Below are 23,866 nucleotides of genomic sequence, written 5' to 3'. Positions count from 1 at the left end.
ATGAATGAAGTGTTGGCAAAGGGGAAAAGAGCGAAAGAAGTTGCTATGGATCTTGTGCTTAAATCTACAGGTCAAAAAAACGAAGCACTTGCTGTAATTGCTGAAAGGCTAATAGTAGAAACAGCTTATATTTTAGAGGAAAACAAACGTGATATCGAAGAAGGTAAGGCAAAAGGATTTTCTGATTCACTCCTTGATCGACTTATGCTAACTGAACAACGCATTGTTGATATGACAGAGGGGATTAAGCAGTTAATCGAATTACGTGATCCTGCCCAAGAATGTGTAAGTGAATGGGAACGGCCAAATGGACTATCTATTCAGGAGATGCGTGTACCACTTGGTGTTGTTGGGATGATTTATGAGGCAAGGCCGAATGTAACGGTAGATGCTGCTACAATTTGTTTGAAAACAGGAAACGCAGTTATATTACGTGGTAGTTCTTCTGCTATCCATTCTAACAAAGCTATTGTTGACGTTATTCACCGAGCGCTTAAACAAACAAGCTTGCCAGAAGAAAGTGTACAGCTTATAGAAGATACAACGCGAGATAGTGCAAAGCAATTGTTTACAATGAATGAGTACTTAGACGTTCTTATTCCAAGAGGTGGAAAACAATTAATTGATACTGTAGTGAGAGAAGCGTCTGTTCCAGTACTTGAAACAGGTGCAGGAAATTGTCATATTTTCATTGATGAAACAGCGGATAAGCAAATGGCAATTGATATTATTATAAATGCAAAAACGCAGCGTCCATCTGTATGTAATGCAATTGAAACGATTGTACTTCATGAGAAGTGGGCGCAGCAATTTGGTAGCGAGCTGTTTTCAACTTTGAAGGAAAAAGGCGTGGAGCTACGCGGTGATCAGAGAGCATTGGCAATAGATTCTTCCATTGTACTTGCTTCAGAAGAAGACTGGGGTACAGAATTTTTATCACTCACGTTGGTAGTGAAAGTAGTTTCTTCTATAGAAGAAGCGATTCATCACATAAATAAGTATGGTTCTATGCATTCCGAAGCGATTATTTCAGAAAACGAGGAAAACGTCAGCAAATTCTTCACAGCTGTAGATGCGGCTGCACTGTACCACAATGCCTCCACTCGTTTTACTGATGGATCTGAATTCGGATTCGGCGCAGAAATCGGCATCAGTACACAAAAGCTACACGTAAGGGGGCCAATGGGACTACCTGCATTAACTTCTACAAAATATGTGATTCGTGGAAATGGACAGATTCGAAAATAAAAATAAAAGACACTCAATTCGATTGGGTGTCTTTTATTTTAAAGATTATTTACCATACAAATAGCCCAACAAGCATAGCGCTTAATAAGGAAACTGCCATTCCACTAACGAGAAGCTTCCACACATTTTTACCGATTATAGCTGATTTTTCTCCGCCAAATAATGAATTGTACGTTCCGTAAATCATACCTACTGTACTAAAGTTAGCAAATGACGCTAGAAATGTTGTTGCAACCGCAATCGTATGTGGTTGTAACGACTTTAAATTCGATTTTAAATCCATCATTGCAACAAATTCATTCGTTGTTATTTTAATCCCCATTAATTCAGCTACATACATCGCATCCCTGCCCGATAAACCGAGTAAAAAAGCAAAGGGGCTAAAGATTATGGAGAAGATTTTTTGAATTGTTAAACCTGTTACGAAAAAGCTTAAAATCCCGTTTAAACATGCAGTTAATGCTACATAACCAATTACCATAGCTAAAATAACAATAACCATATTCATACCGACTAACATACTGTTTGAAATAGTAGAAAAGAAATCCTTTTTCTCATGTTTTGAAGGTGTATATACGACATCTTCTTCTTTCGTAACTTCCACAGGATTTAATACATTGGCTAAAATTAAGGCGTTAATACAGTTTAAGGGGATTGCGCTAAAAATATATGTAGCTGGAACCATTGATAAATAAGCGCCAAGAATGGATCCGCTAACGCTACTCATACTCATAATTCCAAAAGTTAATAAACGATTTTCTTTTAAAACAGATAATTGATCACGAACAACCGCCAGCGCTTCGGTGTTCCCTAAAAACATCATTTGAATGGAAAAGAAACTTTCTAACTTTGGTAAACGAGAAATCTTTGAAATCACTGCACCTACTTTGTCAATAATCCAAGTTAAGATTCCAAAGTAAGAAAGAATATCAAAGAAGGTAATAACGAAAATGATTGGAAGTAATGCGCTAAAGAAGAAATCAATTGTTTGATTTTCCATAGCAGAAGGAAACGCAAACCGAATCCCTTCATTCGCACATGAAAGTAGCCAACTGAAAAATGACGCAATTTTATTAATGATAATACTACCGAGTTTCGTGCCTAACATAAACCACGTAATAAAGAGTTCTAATATGATTAGAATAACGATTGGTCTCCATTTTATTTGTTTTTTATTAGGCGAACAGAGGAAAACGATTAATATGACAACGAAAATTCCTAACATATTTAATATAAAATACATGTCAACAACTCCTTGAAAGTTATTATTTGTATATAAAAAAGCTCCTATTCTTCTTAATTTAGAATGAATGTATTTCAACTCATATTTTATAAATTCTAAAAATATAGAAGGATAAATTCGATAAAGATAGAATTCAATATATAGCAAACAAGGAGGGGATAAAAATGGAGGTCTATCACATAACGAGTAGAAAGAGGGAAACTTATCATGTTCAAGTGAAATATTCGATACTTTTCGAATGCGCACTTGGCATTGCGGCAATTACTCATAAAAGGTTAATCGATACTCTTGAAAAGAGTCGAAATGAATGGGAAGAAATGAAAGAATCATTAACAGAAGAAATGAGAGAGCACTTACAGTTTGTAGAAGAACATAATACGTGGAAAGCGTTACTTCAGTTGTTGTATAAAGAGGATTTTCAGGACTTACCACAGTTTCATGCTAAAATCGAAACACTTTCAGAAGTAGATTTGAAATATAAATGCTTACCATTTTTAGGAGAGAAATATGAAAAGAAAAGACATTTAGCAGCAAGTGGTGACGTAACTGCAATATATGAACTAGAGGAGCTGACACAGGATCATCAGTTTTTCTCCGCGTATATTCGTTTTATATGTAATATCGATGTGCAAAAACTAAAGGATCATTTAGTAGCCGTTATGACAGGTTGGTATGAGAGTGTTATTCAGAAAGAGGAAGAGAAAATACTTTCTATATTACAAAGAGACTATGAAGCGAAAAATGAGATGAATAAAAAGATGAAACCGGAAGAGTTCGTCGAGTGGGCGACTGGCGGTGTGAACTATATGCCAGAACCAAGTGTTCATAATGTACTTCTTATCCCGCAAATAACGTACAGACCGTGGAATATTGAGGCGGATATTGAAGATACGAAAGTATTTCATTACCCAGTGGCAAACGAAAGTATTCATCCTGAAGATTTATATGAACCGAATTATTTTTTAGTTCAAAAACATAAGGCACTTGGGGATGAAGCGAGGTTACGCATTGTAAAAATGTTGTTCGAACAAGAACGAACGTTGCAGGAAATTACAGAAAGACTGCAACTCGGTAAATCGACAGTACACCACCATTTGAAATTGTTACGTGCAGCGAAGTTAGTAGATATATGTGACGGGAAATATGTATTAAGAAAGAAAGCATTACAGTCGTTAGCAAAAGAATTAGATATGTTTTTGAATAGATAATTAACAACGAGAATGTACATAGAGGGAGGAATATAAAAGAAAAGTTGGTGTATGAAATTGAAAAATGTATTGAAAAATCGTTCGTTCTTTTTCATGTGGATAGGTAGCGCGATTTCAGAATTGGGCGGGAGCTTCGGAACGTTATGTAATTCTATTCTTGTTTATGAATTAACAGGGTCAAAAACAGCTTTAAGTAGTATGTGGCTATTATATTTCATTCCATCACTCATACTGCAACTAATAAGTGGCCCATTTATTGATAAATGGAGCAGGAAGTGGATTATGATTTTTTCACAATGGGTACGAGCTTCCGTTTTCTTATTGCCGTTCGTCATGATACTTACAAGTAATATAGAAGTTTGGCATGTGTATGTCGTACAAATAATAATCGGACTTATTACGCCGCTATATACACCTGCAAGTCAAGCAATTACACCGAGCATTGTAAGTAAAGAACAACTTCAAGATGCAAATGCGTATATTGATGGGATGGCTCGACTTATGATGTTTCTTGGGCCAATATTAGGCGGAGTAGTCATTCATTTGATTGGGGTAGAACTTACACTATCTTTCGTATGTATTTGTCTATTTGTTAGTGGTGCATTATTACTTTATATAAAAGAAAAGAGAACAACACAATCCATTCGGAAAACGTGGCTAGAACAGTTTCTTCATGGTTTTACATATTTTTTCACAAAACCAGTTATCGTGTGGCTCGGTGTCTTTCTTACTTTCGTACAATTTGGGGTCGGGGTAACGCTGGTTACAAATCTTCCTTATATAAAAGATGAACTGTCAGCAGGTTATGCGGAGTTTGGTTATTTTATGGCTGGTTTCCCGTTTGGCTATGTAATTGGATCTATACTAGTCGGAAAAGTAACATATAAAAGCCGGCGTATACTCATGCTTGGTGGATTGTTTATAGGAGGACTCACATACATTTCTCTAGCGTTCAATCATAGTATAGTAATTGCGGTGTTTATTGAAGTAGTTGCAGGCATTTGTATTTCATTTTTCAATGTTCATAACACAACAATTTGCCAACAAACAGTACCAAACAATATGATAGGACAAGTATTTTCAGTGCGTTTATTTTTCATACGATCCGCTATGCCGTTAGGTGTGTTATTAGGAGGCATACTAAGTGGAATATGGGGAGTAAGATCACTTTACTTTATCATCGGTGTGATTATATGTATTACTTCTTTAATAGGACTATTACTTCCGTATTTCAAATTTTTAGATGAGGCTATAGAAGAAAAATCAGCATAATTCAAAACTTTTTAATTGAAAATAATTATCATAATCAATTATAATGGAAGAATAGTAGTATTCGTATTATAAAGAGGGAGTGGGATATATGTTTATTGAAACGAAAACATTTACAGTAAAAGAAGGTACATCAAATATAGTTGTAGAACGTTTCACTGGCGAAGGTATTATTGAAAAATTTGAAGGCTTCATCGATTTAAATGTTCTTGTGAAAAAAGTAAGACGTGGCGACGAAGAAGTTGTCGTTATGATTCGCTGGGAATCTGAAGAAGCATGGAAAAACTGGGAAACAAGCGAAGAACATTTAGCTGGTCATAGAGCGAGTCGTGGTAAGCCAAAACCAGATCATATCATTAACGTGGATCACGCAGTTTATTATGTGAAATCATCGAAATCAGCTTATCAACAATCGTAATATATATGTAAGGTAGAGGATATTTGTTTAGTAATAAACGAGTATCCTCTTTTTTGGTTTATGGTAAAATGTGGATGATATATATTGTATTGTTTCGTTATAAATGGGGGAAATGAAGTGGAAAAAATGTTTGGAGGTACAAATGTTAGAAGTACAAACATCTATTAAACATGAGCAACATAAAAAATTAGTGCAAACAATAGTAGCTGAAATCTTATCAATAGATAAGGTAACTGGATGTATGCTTATCGGTTCCGTCGCAAGAGGTGATGCATATCCTGATTCGGATTTAGACTTATATATTTTGTTAGAGGACGGACAAAAGAAGAAATTTCATTCTGAAACGAGAGAAGATATTTTAGTTGAATATAAGTATGCAGACGTTAATCAAATACTAGTAAACTATAAAAATAATCCAATGGAACTATACTCATTTTTAGAAGGGGAAATTTTGTTTGATAAAAGCGATGAGTTAAAAAAATTAAAGGAAATAGCTGCATATGAATTTGAAAACTATCGTGTTTCTAGCGACAAAGTGAAAGGTATTTCTCATTGGTTACATAGTTCGCTCATTAAAATTCAGTCAGCATTGAAAGCAAATGATGAGTTAAAAGCTTCATACATCGTTCAAACTTCAACTTGGACATTGATAGAAGGCATATGGGCTATTCATAACAAGCCTACACCGCCAGCGGGATCTGTTTTGAAGTATATTGAAACATTATCTATAGTACCAACTCATTTTGAAGACTTTATAAATAAACTATTTTTAAGTGATACGACAGAGCGTATAACTTCAGCAATTTTCTTGATTGAGTGGGTTTTACACAATTTGAAAAGTAAATAATGTGTCTATTTTATATAGGTACATTAATATTTCATGTCGAATGGTTCATATAATTGCATTCATTAAAAAAAGCGTTCTAGGCTATAGAAAAAAGTATTAGACTATAGAGCATAGTCTTAGATGGAACGCTTGAATATCTAGCCCTACATATTTAGGTGTATCAATATGAGTCTATATAACTTCTATTTAATAGGAGATGAGTGAATGAAGTTAAATCATTTGAATCTATGTGTTGATGATTTATCAGAAGCGAGACATTTCTTTGAAACATTTTTTGATTTTCAATTTTTGGAGCAAAAGGGAAAGGCACTAGTAGTAATGAGTGATGAAAGTGGATTTATACTTGTGCTAAGCGATCCAAAAGCATTTAAGGGGAATATGGAAGTTATGTATCCTGAAGCTTTTCATATTGGTTTTTTAGTGGATACTTCAAGTGAAGTTGATCAAGCATATAATCGTTTAGTAGCTGGCGGCATTGAAATAGAAAAGGCACCGTATTCTATGAGAGGGAGTAGTTATGGTTTTTATTTTTCAATGTTTAATGGATTGTTAATCGAAGTGTCCTGCCTTGACTATAAAGATGGTAAGAAAAATCAATAGCAATCAACGAGAGAAATTGTTTGAAGATGTAAATATAGCTCCTTATCCAGTTTGGAAAGGGATTTGATTATTTTATTTGTATGATAAGCGAACAATAAATTGTTAATAAACTAGAGGATGTTCACTTTAAATGAAATATTATAGATTTAAAATGAAGTTTGATAACAAGGTCTATTTTGTAAAAGAATCGCTTATGTACAAAATAACATTAATATATATAATGATGAAAAAATTAGAGAATGAAGCAGGTTTCGCATATGGTAAAGTACGAAACTATTATAAGTAGTACAGTGAAATTAATAGGAGGTTACCGCTATGACAGCTGTTTTTAAAGATATGGCGTTCCAGTTAAAAACGGAACGACTCGATCTGAATATGTGGGAGGAATCTGATGCAGTCTGGCTGAGAAAATTAGTTGGTGAACGTGGTGTGGACATGCCAACCATTGAATCTGTTCGTAGCTCTCTTATCGAAATGCGCAAGAAAGCAACTGAAAATGGTATTTCTCTTCTTACTATACGTAGGCGAGAAGAAAGGGATTTTATCGGATACTGTGGCTTAATTATTGGTCGTGCCACGCTTGAAGAGCCAGAGATTGCATATGAGTTGTTTCAACATGCTCATCGCAAAGGTTATGCGACAGAGGCAGCATCAGCAGTGCTTGAGGCAGCGATTGCTACGGGGCGCCATAGACTTTGGTCTACTGTAGGTGCTTGGAATACGGCGTCTTTCCGTGTATTAGAAAAGATAGGATTTAAGCGACATCACAGTACGTTTGGTGAACGCGGTGAGATTGTTTGGAATGTGCGCGATCTATAGATTAAATTCAAAACAATGAAAAATGTAAAAGAAAGCCCATATGTTAGATTACTCAGTAATCTAACATATGGGCTTTTCCTTTAAATGCAATCGTTTGTTCGTTTGTTTTAATTTTTTACATCTTCATATAATTGGAGTGCCTCTTTTACATTCAATCCGTTTTTCACAATGCCATGTATTGCTTGAATCATGGCAGCAGGATGTTCAGATTGCCATATGTTTCGGCCCATATCTACTCCAATTGCACCTTCTTGCAGTGCATTGTACGTAATGTTTAATGCGTCTTCAATGGAGTCAAGTTTTGGTCCACCAGCGATTACGACTGGGGCAGGGCAAGTACTTGTAATTTTTTCGAATCCTTCGCAGTAATACGTTTTAATAATGTCAGCTCCCATTTCAACGCATACGCGGGAAGCGAGTGCTAGAAAGCGTGCTTCACGTTTTTGCAATTCTTTCGCAACAGCAGTAATACCGAGTACTGGCAAGCCGTAATCGTGAGCTTCTGAAACTACATTTGCGAGATTTGATACGGTTTGTGTTTCATAGTCTGATCCGACGAAAACAGAAACACCGACGCCAATTGCGTTTTGTTTTACTGCTTCTTTTACAGGTGTAACAATTGTTTCATTCGCTAAATCTTTACCGACAACAGTAGCTCCGCCTGATACACGCATAACCATCGGTGTGCTGCAGTTTTCAGGAATACAGGAGCTAAGTACGCCTCGAGTTAAAAAGAGGGAATCTGTGTAAGGAAGTAAGTTTTTAACTGTTTCAAGTGGTTGTTCTAGCCCGTGAATTGGTCCTAAAAAGTAGCCGTGATCTATCGCTAACATAACCGCTCTTCCATCAGGTAAAATTGTATTTAATCGATTTTTAAATCCCCAAGTCATTAGAAATCACTCCTTCGTTAATGTTGGATTTTCCGTTTGTACCGTATCTTTATTTGGTAAATGTGGTGACTTAATAAAAACTGCTTTAAAAGGTTTGTCAGAATGGTTAATAAGATAGTGAGATTCATGAGGGCGGACTTGCAATACATCGCCTTGTTTAATTGGAACCCTTTCGTTATTCACATAGAAATCAATTTCACCTTCTAATGCATAAAAGACTTCCTCACACGTCGTATGGTAGTGATTTTGAAACTCCTGCCCAGGCTGAATGACAACAAGGCCAAGATCAATATTCGGACCTTGTATTAAATATTTCGGCCCGTTATCACCGAAGCGATAGGAGAAATCATTTTCATTCGCTTTTAACATACATTTCACTCCTTTATGTAATGTGTTACAGTGCACCAGGCGCAATCCACATATGTGAGGTGAGCCCTTTATCAGCTAAAGAGAGTTGACTGTCATACACAGTTTTCCATGTTTCATAGAATTCTTTATATAGTTCATGATTTTCAGTAACTGGTTCGAATGTGTGCTCCCACTGTACAAACTGTTCAGCAGTTTCTTCCATGGATGAATATATGCCTGCGCCAACTCCAGCAGCAATCGCAGTTCCTAAAGCAGCTGCTTCTTTCACAATCGGTACTTTCACAGGAATACCAAGGACGTCCGCTAGAATTTGTGGCCATAGTTTTCCTTTAGCAGCACCGCCAGCAAAAATGACTTCAGAAGGGAATGTTCCTGTGAGATTTTCTATTAATTTTAAGTTACCAAGTGTAACGAAGGCAGCATTTTCTTCAATAGCACGGAACAGTTCTTTTTTTCCGCATTTGTCTGCATCTAAACTTAAATTTAAAAAAGAAGGTGCGGCATGACGCCAAGAAATGTAGTTCATTACGTTTGAAAAAGTAGGGATAATCCCATGTGAGCCGACAGGTACGTCTTTTGCTTGTTCTTCTAATAATGCGTAAGCATCTATACCGAGCTTGTCAGCAAGTTTCTTTTCCTCTTGGCAAAAAGCGTCTCGAAACCAGCGCATAACAAGCCCTGGAAAAAAGGCAATCGTTTCGTATTGCCAAAGGTTAGGTATAACGTGACAATTTACCCGAATGGAAGCATGTGGATCTGTTTGTGGTTCTGTAACATTTACTTCTTGCTGCCAAAAACTACCTCCGCATATTAATGTTTGATTAGGCCTAACTACTCCTGTTCCGAGTGAGGCCATTTGAGCATCTCCGCCCCCGGCGACGACAGGAATTCCTTCACATAATCCAGTTAATGCCGCACACTCTTTTGTGACGGTACCAATTACTGTACCAGCTTCATTTACTATTGGTGAAAATGGCAACGTTAAACCGCACTCGATAGCGACATCGTTATCCCATACTCTATTTTGTAGGTCAAAAATACCGGATGTACATCCGTTTGAAGGATCGATTTGTAGTACGCCACTTAGTTTATATAAAATCCAATCGTTTAACATCGTAAAAGAATGAATATTGCTATAGACGTCTGGTTCATGTTTTTTAATCCAGAGTAGGCGAGGTAAAGCACCTAATGAAAAAGTTTGACCAGATCTTGTATATAAATCTTCTTCAAGATGTGACCGAATTTCTTTTAGTTCACTAACTTCAGCGGATGCGCGCCCATCAACATTTGCGCAAGCCCATATTTCTTGCCCACTTTTATCATATAAAACAAAACCTTCTCGCATACTGGTAGCGCTAATTGCTTGAATAGAAGAGGGAGAGGCATTACTTCTTTGTAAAACTTCTTTCGTGCATTGTTGTACTAGCTTCCAGTTTTCTATTACATCAAAATTCATAGAACCTGGGTAACGAGGATCTGTGTTATGAACCCATTCTTTTTGACTGACTGCAATCTGATTACCTAGTAAATCAAAAAGAACAGCTCGAATGCTTCCTGTACCAGCATCAAAAGCTAATAAATGAGACATTAACAATCACCATCCTTTCGTAATAAGGAGAGGGCCGTTTCCTCATCGGTAATTAATGTATGAATGAACTTTCCTTTTAAGGCACCATAAATTGCATCTATCTTTTCTGTACCTCCAGCAACACCAACGACATGTTTCATTTTGCGCAGAATTGTGAGCGGCGTACCAATTAGTCGATTATGATGTGGGAGCTTTAATAAATCACCATTCGTATTGTAAAACTGTCCTAAAATATCACCAGCTCCGTTTTGACTACGAATATACGTCATCTCACGTAGCGTTAACTTTTCTTCCTTTACAATCGTAGCGTCTTGAGATAATCCTCCAATACCGACAACTGCCGTATGTGCAAGTGAAGCGACATGAAGCATATCTTTTACACTCGGTTCTGATAGAATACTTTGTGCCATTTCGGTTGTAGATGCTAGAAACGGCGTAGGGATGATGTGAAGATCCCCTTGCATACAGTGTAAATAGTTTTGTTTTCTTGGGAGATAGTGATTTACTCCTCCGGTTAGCGTTACGATTGAAAGATTAATAGAACTTTCAAAATGAATGTTTTCTAGCATTTTGCTAATCGTTTCACCCCATCCAATGCCGAGTAAATCGCCTTGCTGGAGCTGAGTTTCTAAATATTGTGCAGCAGCTTTTCCGAGAGAAGTGTGATAATTGTCTATTGGAGTAGGGATAATGAAAGCATTTTTTAAGTGGAATTTTTTCATCAGGTCACGCTCAATACTTAAACAGTGTAAACCAGTCCCTTTTACGTGAAATGTAACGATCCCTTCACTGCGCGCCTTTTCTAATAATCGGACGACTTTATTTCTTGAAATATGAAGGAGTGAAGCGATCTCCTGTTGTGTTAATTGATCTTTATAATAGTACCAAGCAACTTTCGTTAATAAATTCTGTTCAAAGTTCAGCTGTGTCATACTCGTCATCCCTTTCAACAATTGACCACTGCTTAAACATATGTGCTATATATTTTGTTTATTCCAGTTGAAACGATTAATTGTCTGGTGAAAAAAGTGTTCTAGATATGAAAAAAGGAATATACAATGCTACAAAACAAGTAGAACAAATAATCATTTTCTCAAAAAATGTTCTGAATAGAGGTAGGTGGCATCATGTGGAGAGCGTACCCTTATTACAAGTAAAGAAAATGAGTAAGGCGTTTTCAAATCAACTTGTGCTAAAAGAAGTGAACTTACAAGTAGAGCGTGGCGATATATACGCTTTAGTTGGAGGAAATGGTGCTGGAAAATCAACATTAATGAAAATATTAACGGGGTTATATTCGTATGATAATGGAGAAATGTATGTAAAAGGAATGAGGAAACAGTTTGTAAATCCGAAAGAAGCACACCGAGATGGGATTTACTTAATACCACAAGAACCACTCATTTTTCCGCATATGACCATTGAAGAAAATATATGTATCGGACTAAAAGGGAAGGAATTAAAAGTAAAGATTCAGCAATTGATGGAAAGTTTAGGGTGGGATATTGATCTTAAAGAACTAGGAGGATCACTATCCATTGCGCAGCAACAGTTAGTAGAAATCGTTAGAGGATTAATACGGGAAGCCGAGATTCTTATTTTAGATGAGCCAACATCGACATTAACAACTCATGAAATAAAGAGTCTTTTTGTGCTGATGAAAAGTTTACAAGAAAAAGGAATTGGAATGATATATATTACGCATCGCTTTCCAGAAATCTTTGAAATTGCGAACAAAGTAGCGATATTACGTGACGGAATGATTGTAAGCCAAGGTGATGTATGTGACTATACATATGACATGTTAATGGAGGGGTTATTACCGAAAGGGTATAAACAAGAAGAGAAAAGAGAAGTAGCGCAAGAGACAAAAGAAACGAAAAAAATATTAGAAGTAACGGATATAACGAGTCACGCATTCGAAAATATATCATTTACTGTACATGCTGGGGAGATTGTAGGTATTGCTGGCATTGTTGGATCAGGCAGAACGGAATTAGCAGAAACTATATTTGGATTGAAATCTATAAAATCAGGTTCTATTTTATTAGAAGGAAAATCAATTGATTCATGCTCTTTGCATAAAAGACTAAGCGAAGGACTAGTTTATGTGCCAGAGGATAGAGCAAGAAATGGTATTTTCTTAATTGCATCAGTTAAAGAAAATATGACTGCAGCAAGTTTACACCAGAAGAGTCGTTTTTTCATTAATCAAGAAAAAGAAAGCGCTTTAGTTAAGTCGTATATAGAACAGTTCCGAATTGTTGTACGGAGCATGGATGGAGTTCTAGCATCTTTATCGGGAGGTAATCAGCAAAAAATCGTGCTGGCAAAATATCTTGCGGGTAATCCGAAAATGATTATTCTTGATGAACCGACTCGAGGAATTGATGCGAAAGCAAGGATTGAAGTATATGAGACGATAGAAAAAATGAAAAGGGAAGGGCTCGCGATATTATTAATCTCTTCCGATGTGGAAGAAATCGTTCAATTAGTAAATCGTGTATATGTAATGCGAAATGGACAATTTGTTTCTCATTTAGAGAAACAAAATATGACTGTAAATGAAGTTACACGTCTTGCATACGGAGGTGTAACGGAATGAAACGTATGTATAAAATGCACGAAACATCTATCATACTATTATTACTCATTTACATTGCCATTGTCGGAATAATAAATCCAAGTTTCGTTCAGCTTAACTCGTTATCTTTAATGTTGAAATCAAGCGTGATTTTAGTCGTGCTAGCAATTGGCCAATCGTTTGTCTTATTTACGAAAAATATAGACGTATCAGTCGGTTCAATTATGGGATTAAGCGCAGCAGTTTGCGGGATGTTGTTAACGGATGGATATCATGCATTTTTGTCCATACTTGCTGCTATTTTACTTGGCGCTATTCTCGGTTTTATAAATGGGATTGGCGTTGCGAAGTTTCGGGTACCAGCTATTATTATGACATTAGGTATGTTAGGGATCATTAGAGGTGCGATGTTAATTTTCACAGGCGGAAAGTGGATTGAAGACATACCAAATAATTTTAAGCAACTGTCATCAATCGTCATATTTGGTTTGCCGATAATTGTATGGGTTGTTCTTATTATTTTACTACTACTATACTTCTTTTTAAGGAAAGTGCCATTCGGAAGATACTTTTATGCGGTAGGTGATAATGAAGATGGTGCGAGGCTTATTGGTATACCCGTTAATAAAGTGAAGATATATGCATTTATGATTTCAGGCATAAGCGCTGCGCTCGCTGGTTGCATATTTGTTATGAATATCGGATTCGTTCCAAATCAAACAGGAACTGGGATAGAACTACAGGTTATCGCAGCTGCTGTACTAGGAGGAGTTCATTTAAAAGGAGGAACGGGTTCTATAGTTGGAGCTGCATTAGGAGCGATATTTTTAGAGGCGATAAGCAGTTCACTCGTCTTTTTAAAAATACCAGCATTTTGGAATAATGCTATTTCAGGTTTCTTATTATTACTAATCGTTATATTAGATAGTGTTATGAAAAAGTGGAAGGCAGAAAGGAGGATGAATCTATGAAGTATGTATACAGATGGGAAGTTGTTCTAATCGTATTACTTCTATTAGAATTCATTCTCTTTAGTTTTATAAATAGTGATTTTTTAAATATTAGTAATCTCCTTTTTAGTACAAATGATTTTCTCTTTATCGCAATCGCAGCGATACCAATGACTTTCGTTATTGTAACAGGAGGAATTGATGTCTCGGTCGGCTCCATAATGGGGCTCACTTCGATCTTGATCGGTGTACTTTGGATGAATGGAATACCTATTTTGCTAGCGGTCATATTAACTCTTATAATTAGTTGTTTAACAGGAGCTTTAAACGGAATCATTATAAAAATGACAGATGTAGAGCCACTTGTCGTTACACTTGGAACGATGTTTTTATACGGAGGAATTGCACTCGTCATTTCAGGAGGGGCAGGTGCTTCTGGATATGAAGGGATAAGTGGTTTACCTGACGCATTTGTACAACTGGCAAACGGTAGTTTTATAGGGATACCGAATTTATTATGGTTATTGATTATATTAACGGTTTTATGCACTGTATTGTTTCATCATACTATTTATGGGCGCCACGTCAAATTAACAGGTGCGAACGAAAATGCCGCAAAATACACTGGGATCAAAACGAAAAAAGTAGTCATCATCGCTTACATACTTTCCGGGTTAGGAGGTGGATTAGGGGGTGCTTTCTTAACTGCATATTTCGGTTCCGCCCGTGCTGATATGGGAAGTGAAACGATTTTACCAATCATTACAGCAGTCGTATTAGGCGGGACACTTATTACAGGAGGAAAAGGAAGTATTATCGGTACGGTACTGGCGAGTATTTTTATTGGAGTCATGCAGTATGGCTTACAAATGACCGGTTTAACAAATGAACAATCTAACGTAGTTATTGGTATTATTCTTATTCTTTCAGTTATTATGAGACATTTCAAATTACATCAATTCACACCGTGGAAAAGAAAGAACTTGCATAAGGGGGAAATGTCATGAAGAGAAAACTGGGGATTGTATTCATCGTATGCATTTGTTTAATCGGTTTAATCGCTTGCTCTAGTCAAACGGCAGATAAGAAGAAGGCAGATGATGTGAAATTTGCCTTCATTCCGAAATTAACTGGAGTCGGCTTCTTTACATCGGGCGGTGAAGGAGCAAAAGAGATGGGTGATAAGTTAGGCGTACAAGTGAAATATGATGGACCGTCTGAAGCAAGCGTATCAGGGCAAGTGAAATATATAAACAACTTTATTAATCAAAACTATGATGCACTTATGGTCTCTTCTACGTCAGTAGATGGTCTATCACAATCATTGCAACGTGCTAAGAAAAAAGGGATGACTGTTTTAACATGGGACTCTGATGTCAATCCGAAAGACCGTTCATTTTATATAAGCCAAGGAACACCAGTTCAACTTGCTAATTTATTAATTGAAATGACTTCTAAACAAATTGGAGATAAAGGAAAAGTAGCTTTCTTTTATTCTAGCCCAACAGTAACGGATCAAAACCAATGGGTAACGAAAGCGAAAGAAATTATTAAAAAGAAATATCCGAACTGGGAAATTGTAACGACGCAGTACGGTGAAAATAATGCGCAAAAATCGTTATCAGTAGGGGAGAACATATTAAAAACGTATCCAGATATTAACGCAGTCATTTGCCCGGATGCAACGGCACTACCAGCGATGGCACAAGCAGCTGAAAACTTGAAAATGGATAAAAAAGTTGTTGTAACTGGCTTCTCTACACCAAACGTTATGCGTGATTACGTAAAACGAGGAACAGTACAACAATTTGGATTATGGGATGTAAAACAACAAGGTGCACTCGCAACGTATGTAGCAAATGAAATAGTAGTAAAAGGGAAGAAGTTAAAAGTAGGGGATAGTTTTGAAGTAAAAGGAATCGGAAAAGTGAAAGTAGAGTCAAACTCCATCCAAGGTTATGATTATGAGGCAGAAGGAAATGGAATTATCGTATTGCCAGAGCGGGTTGTATTTACGAAAGAGAATATTGATAAATATAATTTCTAGTAACGAAAAAACGTCCGAATATATCGGACGTTTTTTTATTTCTTCATTAGTTATGAACTGTTTCTTTTTCATTTAATCCAAGCGTACGACCTGTAGAAGTGTGTAGGTCTTGGAACAATCTTGGATTTTCTGTTAGTGAAATACCGTAAGAAGGAATCATTTCTTTTATTTTTCCTTCCCACTCTACCATGCGGCTTGGGAAACATTTTTCTAACACTTCAAGCATGACATGAATGGCAGTAGAAGCACCTGGTGATGCGCCAAGTAATGCAGCAATTGATCCATCAGCTGCACTAACAACTTCAGTACCGAATTGAAGTGTACCTTTACCGCCAGCATCGGTATCTTTAATTACTTGCACACGTTGCCCAGCAACTACAATATCCCAATCTTCACTTTTCGCGTTCGGAATGAATTCGCGTAATTCTTCCATACGTTTTTCATGTGATAACATAACTTGCTGAATTAAGTATTTTGTTAATCCCATTTCTTTTACACCAGCAGCTAACATCGTTAAGACGTTATTCGGTTTTACAGAACCGATTAAGTCAAGGTTTGAGCCAGTTTTTAAGAACTTAGGAGAGAACCCTGCGAACGGTCCAAATAGTAAAGCTTTTTTATTGTCAATATATCTCGTATCAAGGTGAGGTACAGACATTGGCGGAGCGCCAACTTTAGCTTTACCATATACTTTCGCATGATGTTGCTCGATAACTTTTTGGTTTTTACATACCATAAATAGTCCACTTACTGGGAATCCACCAATATGTTTTGATTCAGGGATACCAGTCTTTTGTAGTAGAGGTAGACTACCACCACCGCCGCCAATAAAGACGAATTTTGCAGTATGATGTTCAATTTTACCACTATTCATATCGTGTACTTTTACTTCCCACAAACCATTCTTCGTGCGTTTAATATTTTCGACACTATGTTTGTAGTTTAGCTCGACATTTTTCGTTTGTAAGTAATCAAACAACATACGAGTTAATGCACCGAAGTTAACATCTGTTCCAGAGTCAATCTTTGTTGCCGCCATCGGTTCGTTGGATGTACGTCCTTCCATAATGAGTGGAAGCCATTTTTTTAATGTTTCAGGAGCATCGGAAAATTCCATACCTTGAAACAGTGGATTTTTTGAAAGCGCTTCAAAACGGTTTTTTAGAAACTCAACATTTTTTTCACCTTGTACTAAACTCATATGAGGTAGAGGCATAATGAAATCTTGTGGATTACGAATTAATTTACTTTTTACAAGATATGCCCAAAATTGTCTTGAAAGCTGGAATTGCTCATTCACTTTTACAGCCTTACTAATATCTATAGATCCGTCAGATTTTTCGGAAGTATAGTTCAGTTCGCATAGCGCAGAATGCCCTGTACCTGCATTATTCCATTCATTAGAGCTTTCTTCCCCGGCACTTGCGAGTTTTTCAAAAACTTTAATTTCCCATTCAGGTGCTAATTCTTTTAGTAATGAGCCTAACGTTGCACTCATAATTCCTGCACCAATTAAGATAACGTCTGTTTTTTGCTGCATGTTGCTCATGATAATCTCTCCATCCCCTATATTGGCAAAAAAGAGTAGGTGTTTTTATATCTAAGCCGTAAAATGAAAACACCGCCTAGGCCCCACCTAGGTATTTACCTTTTTTGTCTCAATTATATAACCATCTCATACTCTATTATAATAATTAATAGACTAAAATATCTAGTGTTATCTGATAATTTTAAACTATTTAACGTTTTATTCGCCAAAAATCTTATTTAACAAGCTCTTTTAAGGTGATAAATAGAAAAAAATTACAGTTTGAAATTATCCCGAAAAAGCTTACGTATACGAAAGTGGGTAGAATGGATACCTTTTTATGGAACTTTTGTCCTTTTAATAATAAGATTATTCTGTAATATTAATGAGGAGGGATACCAATGCGTACACAAGAACAAATCGCAAACTTATTTCGAAATTTTTCAATAAAGGAATGTAAAGGGTCAAGTGACTTATATGAATACTTATCAATACAAATTGCTGAAGATGAGGAAGTACTTACACTATCTTCCTATGCTCAAGCAGGTCAACCAGTCCCAAACTTACTATTAGGAGCCGTACATTATTTATTACTAACAGGGAAAGAACATCATGTAAAAACGTATTATAGTAGCTTAGTTGAAAATGCTAATACCGATTTAGATCAAGTTTTTGATCATTTTAAGGATTTCTGTAAAACGTACCGAGAAGAAATCATTACTTTATTACAAACGAAACTCGTTCAAACGAATGAAGTAAGGCGATGTGCGTACTTATACCCAAGTTTTTGTTACATATTTAATAAAGTGAAAAAGCCGTTAGCGTTAATTGAAATTGGGACAAGTTCTGGATTACAACTGTTCTGGGATCAATATGGCTATTCGTACGGAACAGATGAAACCTACGGAAATATAAATTCGAACGTACATGTAACTTCTGAAATAAGAGGGGAGAATGTGCCACATTTTCTAAAAGAAAGCCCATCTGTCGTAGAAAGAATTGGACTGGACTTACATGTGAATGATTTACATAGTGATGAAGATTATTTATGGCTCCGTGCACTCATTTGGCCAGAACATAAAGAAAGACTTGAAATGTTTGACCAAGCCGCATCTGTAGTAAAAAATGAATCTGTTCAATTAATAGAAGGCGACGGTGTGGAGCTATTGCCATCTATTATTGAACAAATAAGGGAAGATGCTATAATCTGTATTTTCCATACACATGTCGCAAATCAAATACCTGAACAAGTAAAACATAAGCTAGAAAAACAAATACAAGAAATCGGCGCAAAACGTGATGTATTCCACCTATATAACAACATGTGGGACCGGGACCTTCATATTGATTATTATATTAACGGAAACGAATATCGTGAAACGGTTGGAGAAACAGAAGGGCATGGGAGATGGTTTAGTTGGAAGCTTGGGGATCGAACTTTATGCTAAAGAAAACCTAACAATTTTGAGTTTCGCCACCAATATCTGTAATTAAAACAGTTGACAGAAGGTAATCAGTCAACTGTTTTTGCTTTTTATTAAACTTGTTCTATGCATCCAATGTAAGTGTTAAACATGTCCCTACAGCATGTTGAAAATGGCCCATGAGATAAGCTTCTTCCAAAAGAAGCTATAGAAAGTGGATTATAAAACCCTTGCTAGTACAAAAAAAGAAGGCGCTGGTTAATGAGCTATATTACTAGTTTAAGAATTTATGACATCAAAAGAAAAAACCAAAGGAAAGTAAATATTTAAAATGAATATATAATACATGCGAGAATGAGCACAATTGGATAGGGGGCTTTCAAATAAATGCGTATGGACGAACGAATGAATTTGCAGGTAACTAGTCAGGCTCTTCAGGTAATGAATAACGGAATTGCTGTTATAAATCATGATGGAATCATCACATATAACAACAAACTATTCTGTAGCATGTTACATAAAAAAGAAAATGAAATAATAGGTGAGCATATATCAGTGATTATTCCTAAGCGTAAAAAGTTAGTAGTAAATCAAAATGATAGTTTGTACAGGTATGAATGTAGGAGTGGCAACCAAGTTTTAATTGTGAATGAATCCCGTGTATATCAAAATGAGACAGAACACGGATCAATTGTCATTTTGGAAAGGAAAGGGAAAAGTATACAGTCTTTGGAAAGCATCATAAGTCGATATGAAAGTGCCCTAAATTTACTATCTGAGTGCATTCTAGGGGTAAATGAACAAGGAATTGTCAATTTTTTAAGTGGTTCTTATGCACAATTTTTAGGAATTGATGATCCGAAAGAAGCGATTGGAAAGCATTGTACGGAGGTTGTTGAGAATACGAGGATGCATATTGTTGTAAATACGGGACAAATGGAAATCGGACATATCCAGCGTATAAGTAATCGGAATATAATTGCAACGCGCATACCTATCATAAAGGAAGGCAAGATTATTGGAGCAATTGGTAAAATTATGTTTCATGATATACAGCAGTTTAAAGCTTTGGGAGATCAAATTAGTGAAATGGAATCAAAGTTATCTTACTATCAAACTGAATTACAGCGTCTGCAAGAGGGGCGACTTTCCTTCCAAAGCATTATAGGAGAGAGTGCAAAAATGAAAGAAGTCAAAATGATGGCTTTAAAGGTCTCTAAAAGTCGGTCTACCGTTTTGATAAGAGGAGAAAGTGGTACAGGAAAAGAGCTCTTTGCACATGCGGTACATCGTGCAAGTCCACGTGCTAATGACACATTTATTCGTTTGAATTGTGCTGCGATTCCAAGGGAGCTTTTGGAGGCTGAATTGTTTGGATATGAAGAAGGGGCTTTTACAGGAGCGAAAAAAGGTGGTAAGCCTGGAAAGATTGAATTGGCCGATAAGGGAACGTTGTTTTTAGATGAAATTGGTGATATGTCTTTGGATATGCAGGTGAAATTGCTTCGTGTATTGCAAGAGAAAGAGATTGAAAGAATTGGAGGTACGAAAATTCAAAAAGTTGATGTCCGTTTCATTGCGGCGACACATCGAAATCTCCGTGAAATGGTACAAAGAGGGGAGTTTAGGGAGGATTTATATTATAGGTTGAATGTGTTTGAGATTGATATTCCTCCGTTGCGAGAGAGAAAAGAAGATATGATACATATAACGGAATTTTTAATTAAGAAATTGAATGGTGAACTAGGTAGTAACGTTCTTTCATTGGATAAGAGAGTAAGAGATATATTCATGGAGCATGATTGGCCAGGGAATATTAGAGAGCTAGAGAATGTGTTAGAACGAGCGATGAATGTTATAGAAGAAATGATTATTCAAGTGCATCATCTTCCTGCCTATTTACGGAAAAAAGATTTGGAAGAAGAGTTAAACCATGAAATGTTTACGATGGACCAAGATAAGCATGAGGTGAGTTATTTACTGCAGGCGGAAGTGGAAGCAGCTGAAAAACGTGCGATTACGAGAGCTTTGGAAAAAACAGCTGGAAATATAACAGGGGCAGCCGAGCTTTTAGGAATTCATCGGGCCAGCTTATATAGAAAAATAGAAAAATACGAAATGTCATAAAGGAAAGTAAAGGGCGAACAGGCCCTTTTTTGTTTGTAGTAATAAACATTGTCTCTCTTTTGCGACATTTTCTTATATATGCGACATGGATGCTAATATTTGTAGCGCAAATGCGACATGTGAAGTTAGACAAGCAAGGGAGAGTACGAAGAAATAAAGGAATAGGGAATGAGTCGATTTTTGGCATGTTTCTTGCTATATAAATAAAAAGGATTTTAGCAGGAAGGGATGGAATTCAATGCTCAAAAATCAAAGTTTACCGCATTTTATTATGCAAAGTATCGAAAAAACACCTAGTAAAGTTTATTTACAATTTGAAGAACAAAGGATTACATATGAGGAGCTTTATCATCGAATTGCAAGAGCCATAGCGGGATTTTGTGAGCTCGGTATTCAAAAAGGAGACAAGGTTTGTATTATGCTTCATAACACTCCTGAATATCTGGATGTATGGTTTGCTTTATCTTTTATGGGAGCAATTGCGGTGCCTCTGAATGTGCATTTAAGAGGAGAAGGTTTGCAGTATATTGTATCTCACTCTGATTGTAAGTTAATTATCGTTGATAAGGAATTTTTTCCTCAAATTTCCTCTTGTTTGTCATGTATACATAGGGACATTCAAATTGTTGCTTACCGAAAAAATGAAAGCGCGGTCATTTCAGGGAATGGTAAAGATCAATCAGTAATTGAATTGAAAGATGTACTGAATACAAATAATTATCACCTTCCAAATACATTTGTTTCCTCCACTTCTATTAACAGTATCCTGTATACCTCTGGAACGACTGGCTTACCTAAAGGAGTCATGTTAAGTCATTCTGCTTATGTAAATTCTGCGCAGTCATTTGCTAATTATATGGTTGGCGCAAGTTCAAAAGATGTCTTATTTACAGCGCTTCCGTTATTTCATATAAACGCTCAGGCCCATACAGTACTTGGGTCCATTTCTTCCAATGCGACGATTGCTCTTGGTAAGCGGTTTAGTGCTTCTAGATTTTGGGATGAAATTCGCAGTCATGGCGCAACCATTTTTAATTCTTTAGGATCTATGATTCCTATTCTCTGCAAGCAGCCAGAAAAGGAAGACGATAATGACAATTTAGTAAGGGTGACGGCCTGCGCTGCTACGCCTAAGGAGTTTTGGGAGCCATTTGAGAAACGGTTTGGCATCCGGATTGTGGAAGGTTACGGATTAACGGAAACGACGGGTTTTTGTGTAACGAATCCATTGCATGCCAATAAGCCACCTTCTATAGGAAAACCATATTCTTACGTAGAGACGAAAATTGTCAATGAAGATGGAAATGAAGCACGGACTGGTGAAATTGGAGAGATTTTTATTCGTTCCTTACAGGGACAAGCGTTCATGGAAGGCTATTATAAAATGCTTGATAAAACAGAGGAGACGATGATGGAGGGATGGTTCCATACAGGAGATCGAGGTTATCTAGATGAAGAAGGTTACTTATATTTTTGCGATCGAATCAAACAGTGTATCAGGAGGCGTGGTGAAAATATCTCCTCTTGGGAAATCGAAAAAGTTGTGAATAATCATCCAAAAGTAATGGAATCGGCGGCCATTGGTGTCCCATCAGAAGTGGGAGAAGAGGATGTTAAATTATATGTGATTATAAAGAAAGGAGAAACGCTGTCTCATGAAGAGATTATAGATTGGTGTCAAGAACGCATGGCTTACTTCATGGTACCTCGATATGTTCAGTTCAGTGAAACTTTTCCCAAAACCGCGACGGAACGAATTCAAAAGTTCAAGCTGAAGGAGGAAGGAATCGGCGGCGCTTGGGATCGTGAACAAATCGGTTATGTAATTAAAAGAACAATTTGATGTGCTGATTTTACCTTATTACATATTGGAAAGAAGGGATTGGATTGGAAAATAAGCGGGTTGTTACATGGTCCAAAGAAGATGGAATCGCAACAATTATCATTGATAATCCTCCTGTGAATGTACTGAGCGTTGCTGTGATAGAGCAACTGACGATAGCGATTGATGAAATTGAACGGGATGATGAAGTAATTGCTGTACTTCTAACAGGAGCTGGAGAAAAGGCCTTCGTTGCAGGGGGGGACATTAAGTCGTTTCCGGAATGGATTGGGAAAGGGAGTGAATATGCGGAGGGAAAATCATTGTGGCTTCAAAATCCGTTAAATAAAATAGAAAGATTGCCGAAACCTATAATTGCTGCTATTAACGGATTAGCGCTTGGGGGTGGGTGTGAATTAGCTTTATCATGTGACTTGCGAATTATAGAAGAACACGTTCAAATCGGGCTACCAGAAGTGAAGTTAGGTTTGTTTCCAGGTGCAGGCGGAACGCAACGTTTACCACGGTTAATTGGAGCTGCAAGTGCGAAAGAAATGATGTTTACTGGTGAACCACTCACTGCCGAAGTAGCTTGGCGAGTTGGTTTGGTGAATCATGTTGTTCCGCGTGGCGAATCGCTTAATAAGGCGAAGGAACTAGCTGTGAAAATAGTTCGGTTTTCTCTTCCTGCTTTATCCTTGATGAAGCAATCCATCAATAAGGGATTATCTGCTTCTCTTGAGGAGGGATTAAAAATAGAAGCTGAGAATTTTGGACATGTGTTTCAAACAAGTGATGTAAGAGAGGGAGTGGAAGCCTTTATAGAAAAGAGGACACCAATCTTTCATCATAAATAAAAAGCTATAACTATAATATACAAAAAAG

General features: G+C 36.7%; 21 protein-coding genes. 15 read left to right on the top strand and 6 right to left on the bottom strand.

What is annotated here, in order from left to right; all coding sequences use genetic code 11:
- Positions 1–1,248 (top strand): glutamate-5-semialdehyde dehydrogenase, encoded by a 1,248-nt coding sequence (locus tag ACZ76X_RS02415; RefSeq protein ID WP_479849395.1) that lies wholly within the window; start codon positions 1–3, stop codon positions 1,246–1,248.
- Positions 1,249–1,297: 49 nt separating this feature from the next.
- Here the strand turns inward: ACZ76X_RS02415 and ACZ76X_RS02410 are convergent, their stop codons facing one another.
- The gene (locus ACZ76X_RS02410; RefSeq protein ID WP_479849394.1) at positions 1,298–2,491 is read right to left on the bottom strand and encodes a NupC/NupG family nucleoside CNT transporter; all 1,194 of its coding nucleotides are present in this window, start codon (positions 2,489–2,491) and stop codon (positions 1,298–1,300) included.
- A 164-nt stretch (positions 2,492–2,655) separates the two neighbouring features.
- Here ACZ76X_RS02410 and ACZ76X_RS02405 point away from each other — a divergent pair, with 164 nt between their 5' ends.
- From ACZ76X_RS02405 to ACZ76X_RS02380, 6 genes are all read left to right on the top strand, one after another.
- On the top strand, positions 2,656–3,699 hold the full coding sequence (locus tag ACZ76X_RS02405; RefSeq protein ID WP_479849393.1) for an ArsR/SmtB family transcription factor: 1,044 nt from the start codon (positions 2,656–2,658) through the stop codon (positions 3,697–3,699).
- Between the two features lie 51 nt (positions 3,700–3,750).
- Complete coding sequence (locus ACZ76X_RS02400; protein ID WP_479849392.1) at positions 3,751–4,971, top strand: MFS transporter; 1,221 nt, start codon at positions 3,751–3,753, stop codon at positions 4,969–4,971.
- Between the two features lie 88 nt (positions 4,972–5,059).
- Positions 5,060–5,386 (top strand): heme-degrading monooxygenase HmoA, encoded by a 327-nt coding sequence (gene hmoA / locus ACZ76X_RS02395; RefSeq protein WP_479849391.1) that lies wholly within the window; start codon positions 5,060–5,062, stop codon positions 5,384–5,386.
- Between the two features lie 142 nt (positions 5,387–5,528).
- A complete protein-coding gene (locus ACZ76X_RS02390) occupies positions 5,529–6,233 on the top strand; it encodes a nucleotidyltransferase domain-containing protein (RefSeq protein ID WP_479849390.1) in 705 nt (234 codons plus the stop codon).
- Positions 6,234–6,437: 204 nt separating this feature from the next.
- Positions 6,438–6,833, top strand: coding sequence for a VOC family protein (locus tag ACZ76X_RS02385; protein ID WP_479849389.1), 396 nt, complete (start codon positions 6,438–6,440; stop codon positions 6,831–6,833).
- 315 nt (positions 6,834–7,148) lie between these two features.
- Entirely contained in the window at positions 7,149–7,652 is a 504-nt protein-coding gene (locus tag ACZ76X_RS02380) for a GNAT family N-acetyltransferase (RefSeq protein WP_479849388.1), read from the top strand.
- A gap of 107 nt (positions 7,653–7,759) precedes the next feature.
- On the opposite strand, the gene lsrF is transcribed toward ACZ76X_RS02380, so the two are convergent.
- Genes lsrF through ACZ76X_RS02360 form a run of 4 tightly spaced genes read right to left on the bottom strand, consistent with a single transcriptional unit; the run spans position 7,760 to position 11,431 of the window.
- On the bottom strand, positions 7,760–8,542 hold the full coding sequence (gene lsrF, locus ACZ76X_RS02375) for a 3-hydroxy-5-phosphonooxypentane-2,4-dione thiolase (protein ID WP_000219778.1): 783 nt from the start codon (positions 8,540–8,542) through the stop codon (positions 7,760–7,762).
- 6 nt (positions 8,543–8,548) lie between these two features.
- Positions 8,549–8,911: a cupin domain-containing protein gene (locus tag ACZ76X_RS02370; protein WP_000909986.1), complete on the bottom strand. Its 363-nt coding sequence runs from the start codon at positions 8,909–8,911 to the stop codon at positions 8,549–8,551.
- A gap of 25 nt (positions 8,912–8,936) precedes the next feature.
- Positions 8,937–10,499: an autoinducer-2 kinase gene (gene lsrK, locus ACZ76X_RS02365; RefSeq protein ID WP_479849387.1), complete on the bottom strand. Its 1,563-nt coding sequence runs from the start codon at positions 10,497–10,499 to the stop codon at positions 8,937–8,939.
- Positions 10,499–11,431: a sugar-binding transcriptional regulator gene (locus ACZ76X_RS02360; protein ID WP_479849386.1), complete on the bottom strand. Its 933-nt coding sequence runs from the start codon at positions 11,429–11,431 to the stop codon at positions 10,499–10,501. Before ACZ76X_RS02360 ends, lsrK begins: the two co-directional genes overlap by 1 nt.
- A 197-nt stretch (positions 11,432–11,628) precedes the next feature.
- Here ACZ76X_RS02360 and ACZ76X_RS02355 point away from each other — a divergent pair, with 197 nt between their 5' ends.
- Genes ACZ76X_RS02355 through lsrB form a run of 4 tightly spaced genes read left to right on the top strand, consistent with a single transcriptional unit; the run spans position 11,629 to position 16,080 of the window.
- The gene (locus ACZ76X_RS02355; protein ID WP_479849385.1) at positions 11,629–13,104 is read left to right on the top strand and encodes a sugar ABC transporter ATP-binding protein; all 1,476 of its coding nucleotides are present in this window, start codon (positions 11,629–11,631) and stop codon (positions 13,102–13,104) included.
- Positions 13,101–14,054 (top strand): ABC transporter permease subunit, encoded by a 954-nt coding sequence (locus tag ACZ76X_RS02350; protein ID WP_479849384.1) that lies wholly within the window; start codon positions 13,101–13,103, stop codon positions 14,052–14,054. Before ACZ76X_RS02355 ends, ACZ76X_RS02350 begins: the two co-directional genes overlap by 4 nt.
- Positions 14,051–15,040, top strand: a complete 990-nt coding sequence (locus ACZ76X_RS02345) for an ABC transporter permease (protein WP_479849383.1) — start codon at positions 14,051–14,053, stop codon at positions 15,038–15,040. Before ACZ76X_RS02350 ends, ACZ76X_RS02345 begins: the two co-directional genes overlap by 4 nt.
- Positions 15,037–16,080, top strand: a complete 1,044-nt coding sequence (gene lsrB, locus ACZ76X_RS02340; RefSeq protein ID WP_479849382.1) for an autoinducer 2 ABC transporter substrate-binding protein LsrB — start codon at positions 15,037–15,039, stop codon at positions 16,078–16,080. The genes ACZ76X_RS02345 and lsrB overlap by 4 nt, the downstream gene beginning before the upstream one ends.
- A gap of 46 nt (positions 16,081–16,126) precedes the next feature.
- Here lsrB and ACZ76X_RS02335 read toward each other — a convergent pair whose 3' ends face one another.
- Positions 16,127–17,629 (bottom strand): malate:quinone oxidoreductase, encoded by a 1,503-nt coding sequence (locus ACZ76X_RS02335; protein ID WP_479849381.1) that lies wholly within the window; start codon positions 17,627–17,629, stop codon positions 16,127–16,129.
- Between the two features lie 380 nt (positions 17,630–18,009).
- Here ACZ76X_RS02335 and ACZ76X_RS02330 point away from each other — a divergent pair, with 380 nt between their 5' ends.
- The 4 genes from ACZ76X_RS02330 (at position 18,010) to ACZ76X_RS02315 (ending at position 23,838) form a co-directional block, all read left to right on the top strand.
- A complete protein-coding gene (locus ACZ76X_RS02330) occupies positions 18,010–19,056 on the top strand; it encodes a DUF2332 domain-containing protein (RefSeq protein ID WP_479849380.1) in 1,047 nt (348 codons plus the stop codon).
- A 363-nt stretch (positions 19,057–19,419) separates the two neighbouring features.
- Complete coding sequence (locus tag ACZ76X_RS02325; protein ID WP_479849379.1) at positions 19,420–21,159, top strand: sigma 54-interacting transcriptional regulator; 1,740 nt, start codon at positions 19,420–19,422, stop codon at positions 21,157–21,159.
- 238 nt (positions 21,160–21,397) lie between these two features.
- Positions 21,398–23,002: an ATP-dependent acyl-CoA ligase gene (locus ACZ76X_RS02320; protein WP_479849378.1), complete on the top strand. Its 1,605-nt coding sequence runs from the start codon at positions 21,398–21,400 to the stop codon at positions 23,000–23,002.
- Positions 23,003–23,046: 44 nt separating this feature from the next.
- Positions 23,047–23,838 carry an enoyl-CoA hydratase gene (locus tag ACZ76X_RS02315; RefSeq protein WP_479849377.1) on the top strand — a complete coding sequence of 264 codons (792 nt, stop codon included), beginning with the start codon at positions 23,047–23,049 and terminating at the stop codon, positions 23,836–23,838.
- Positions 23,839–23,866 lie beyond the last annotated feature (28 nt).

Source organism: Bacillus sp. BC05(2025) (assembly GCF_056725905.1).
This window is presented reverse-complemented; position numbering and strand designations above follow the sequence as displayed.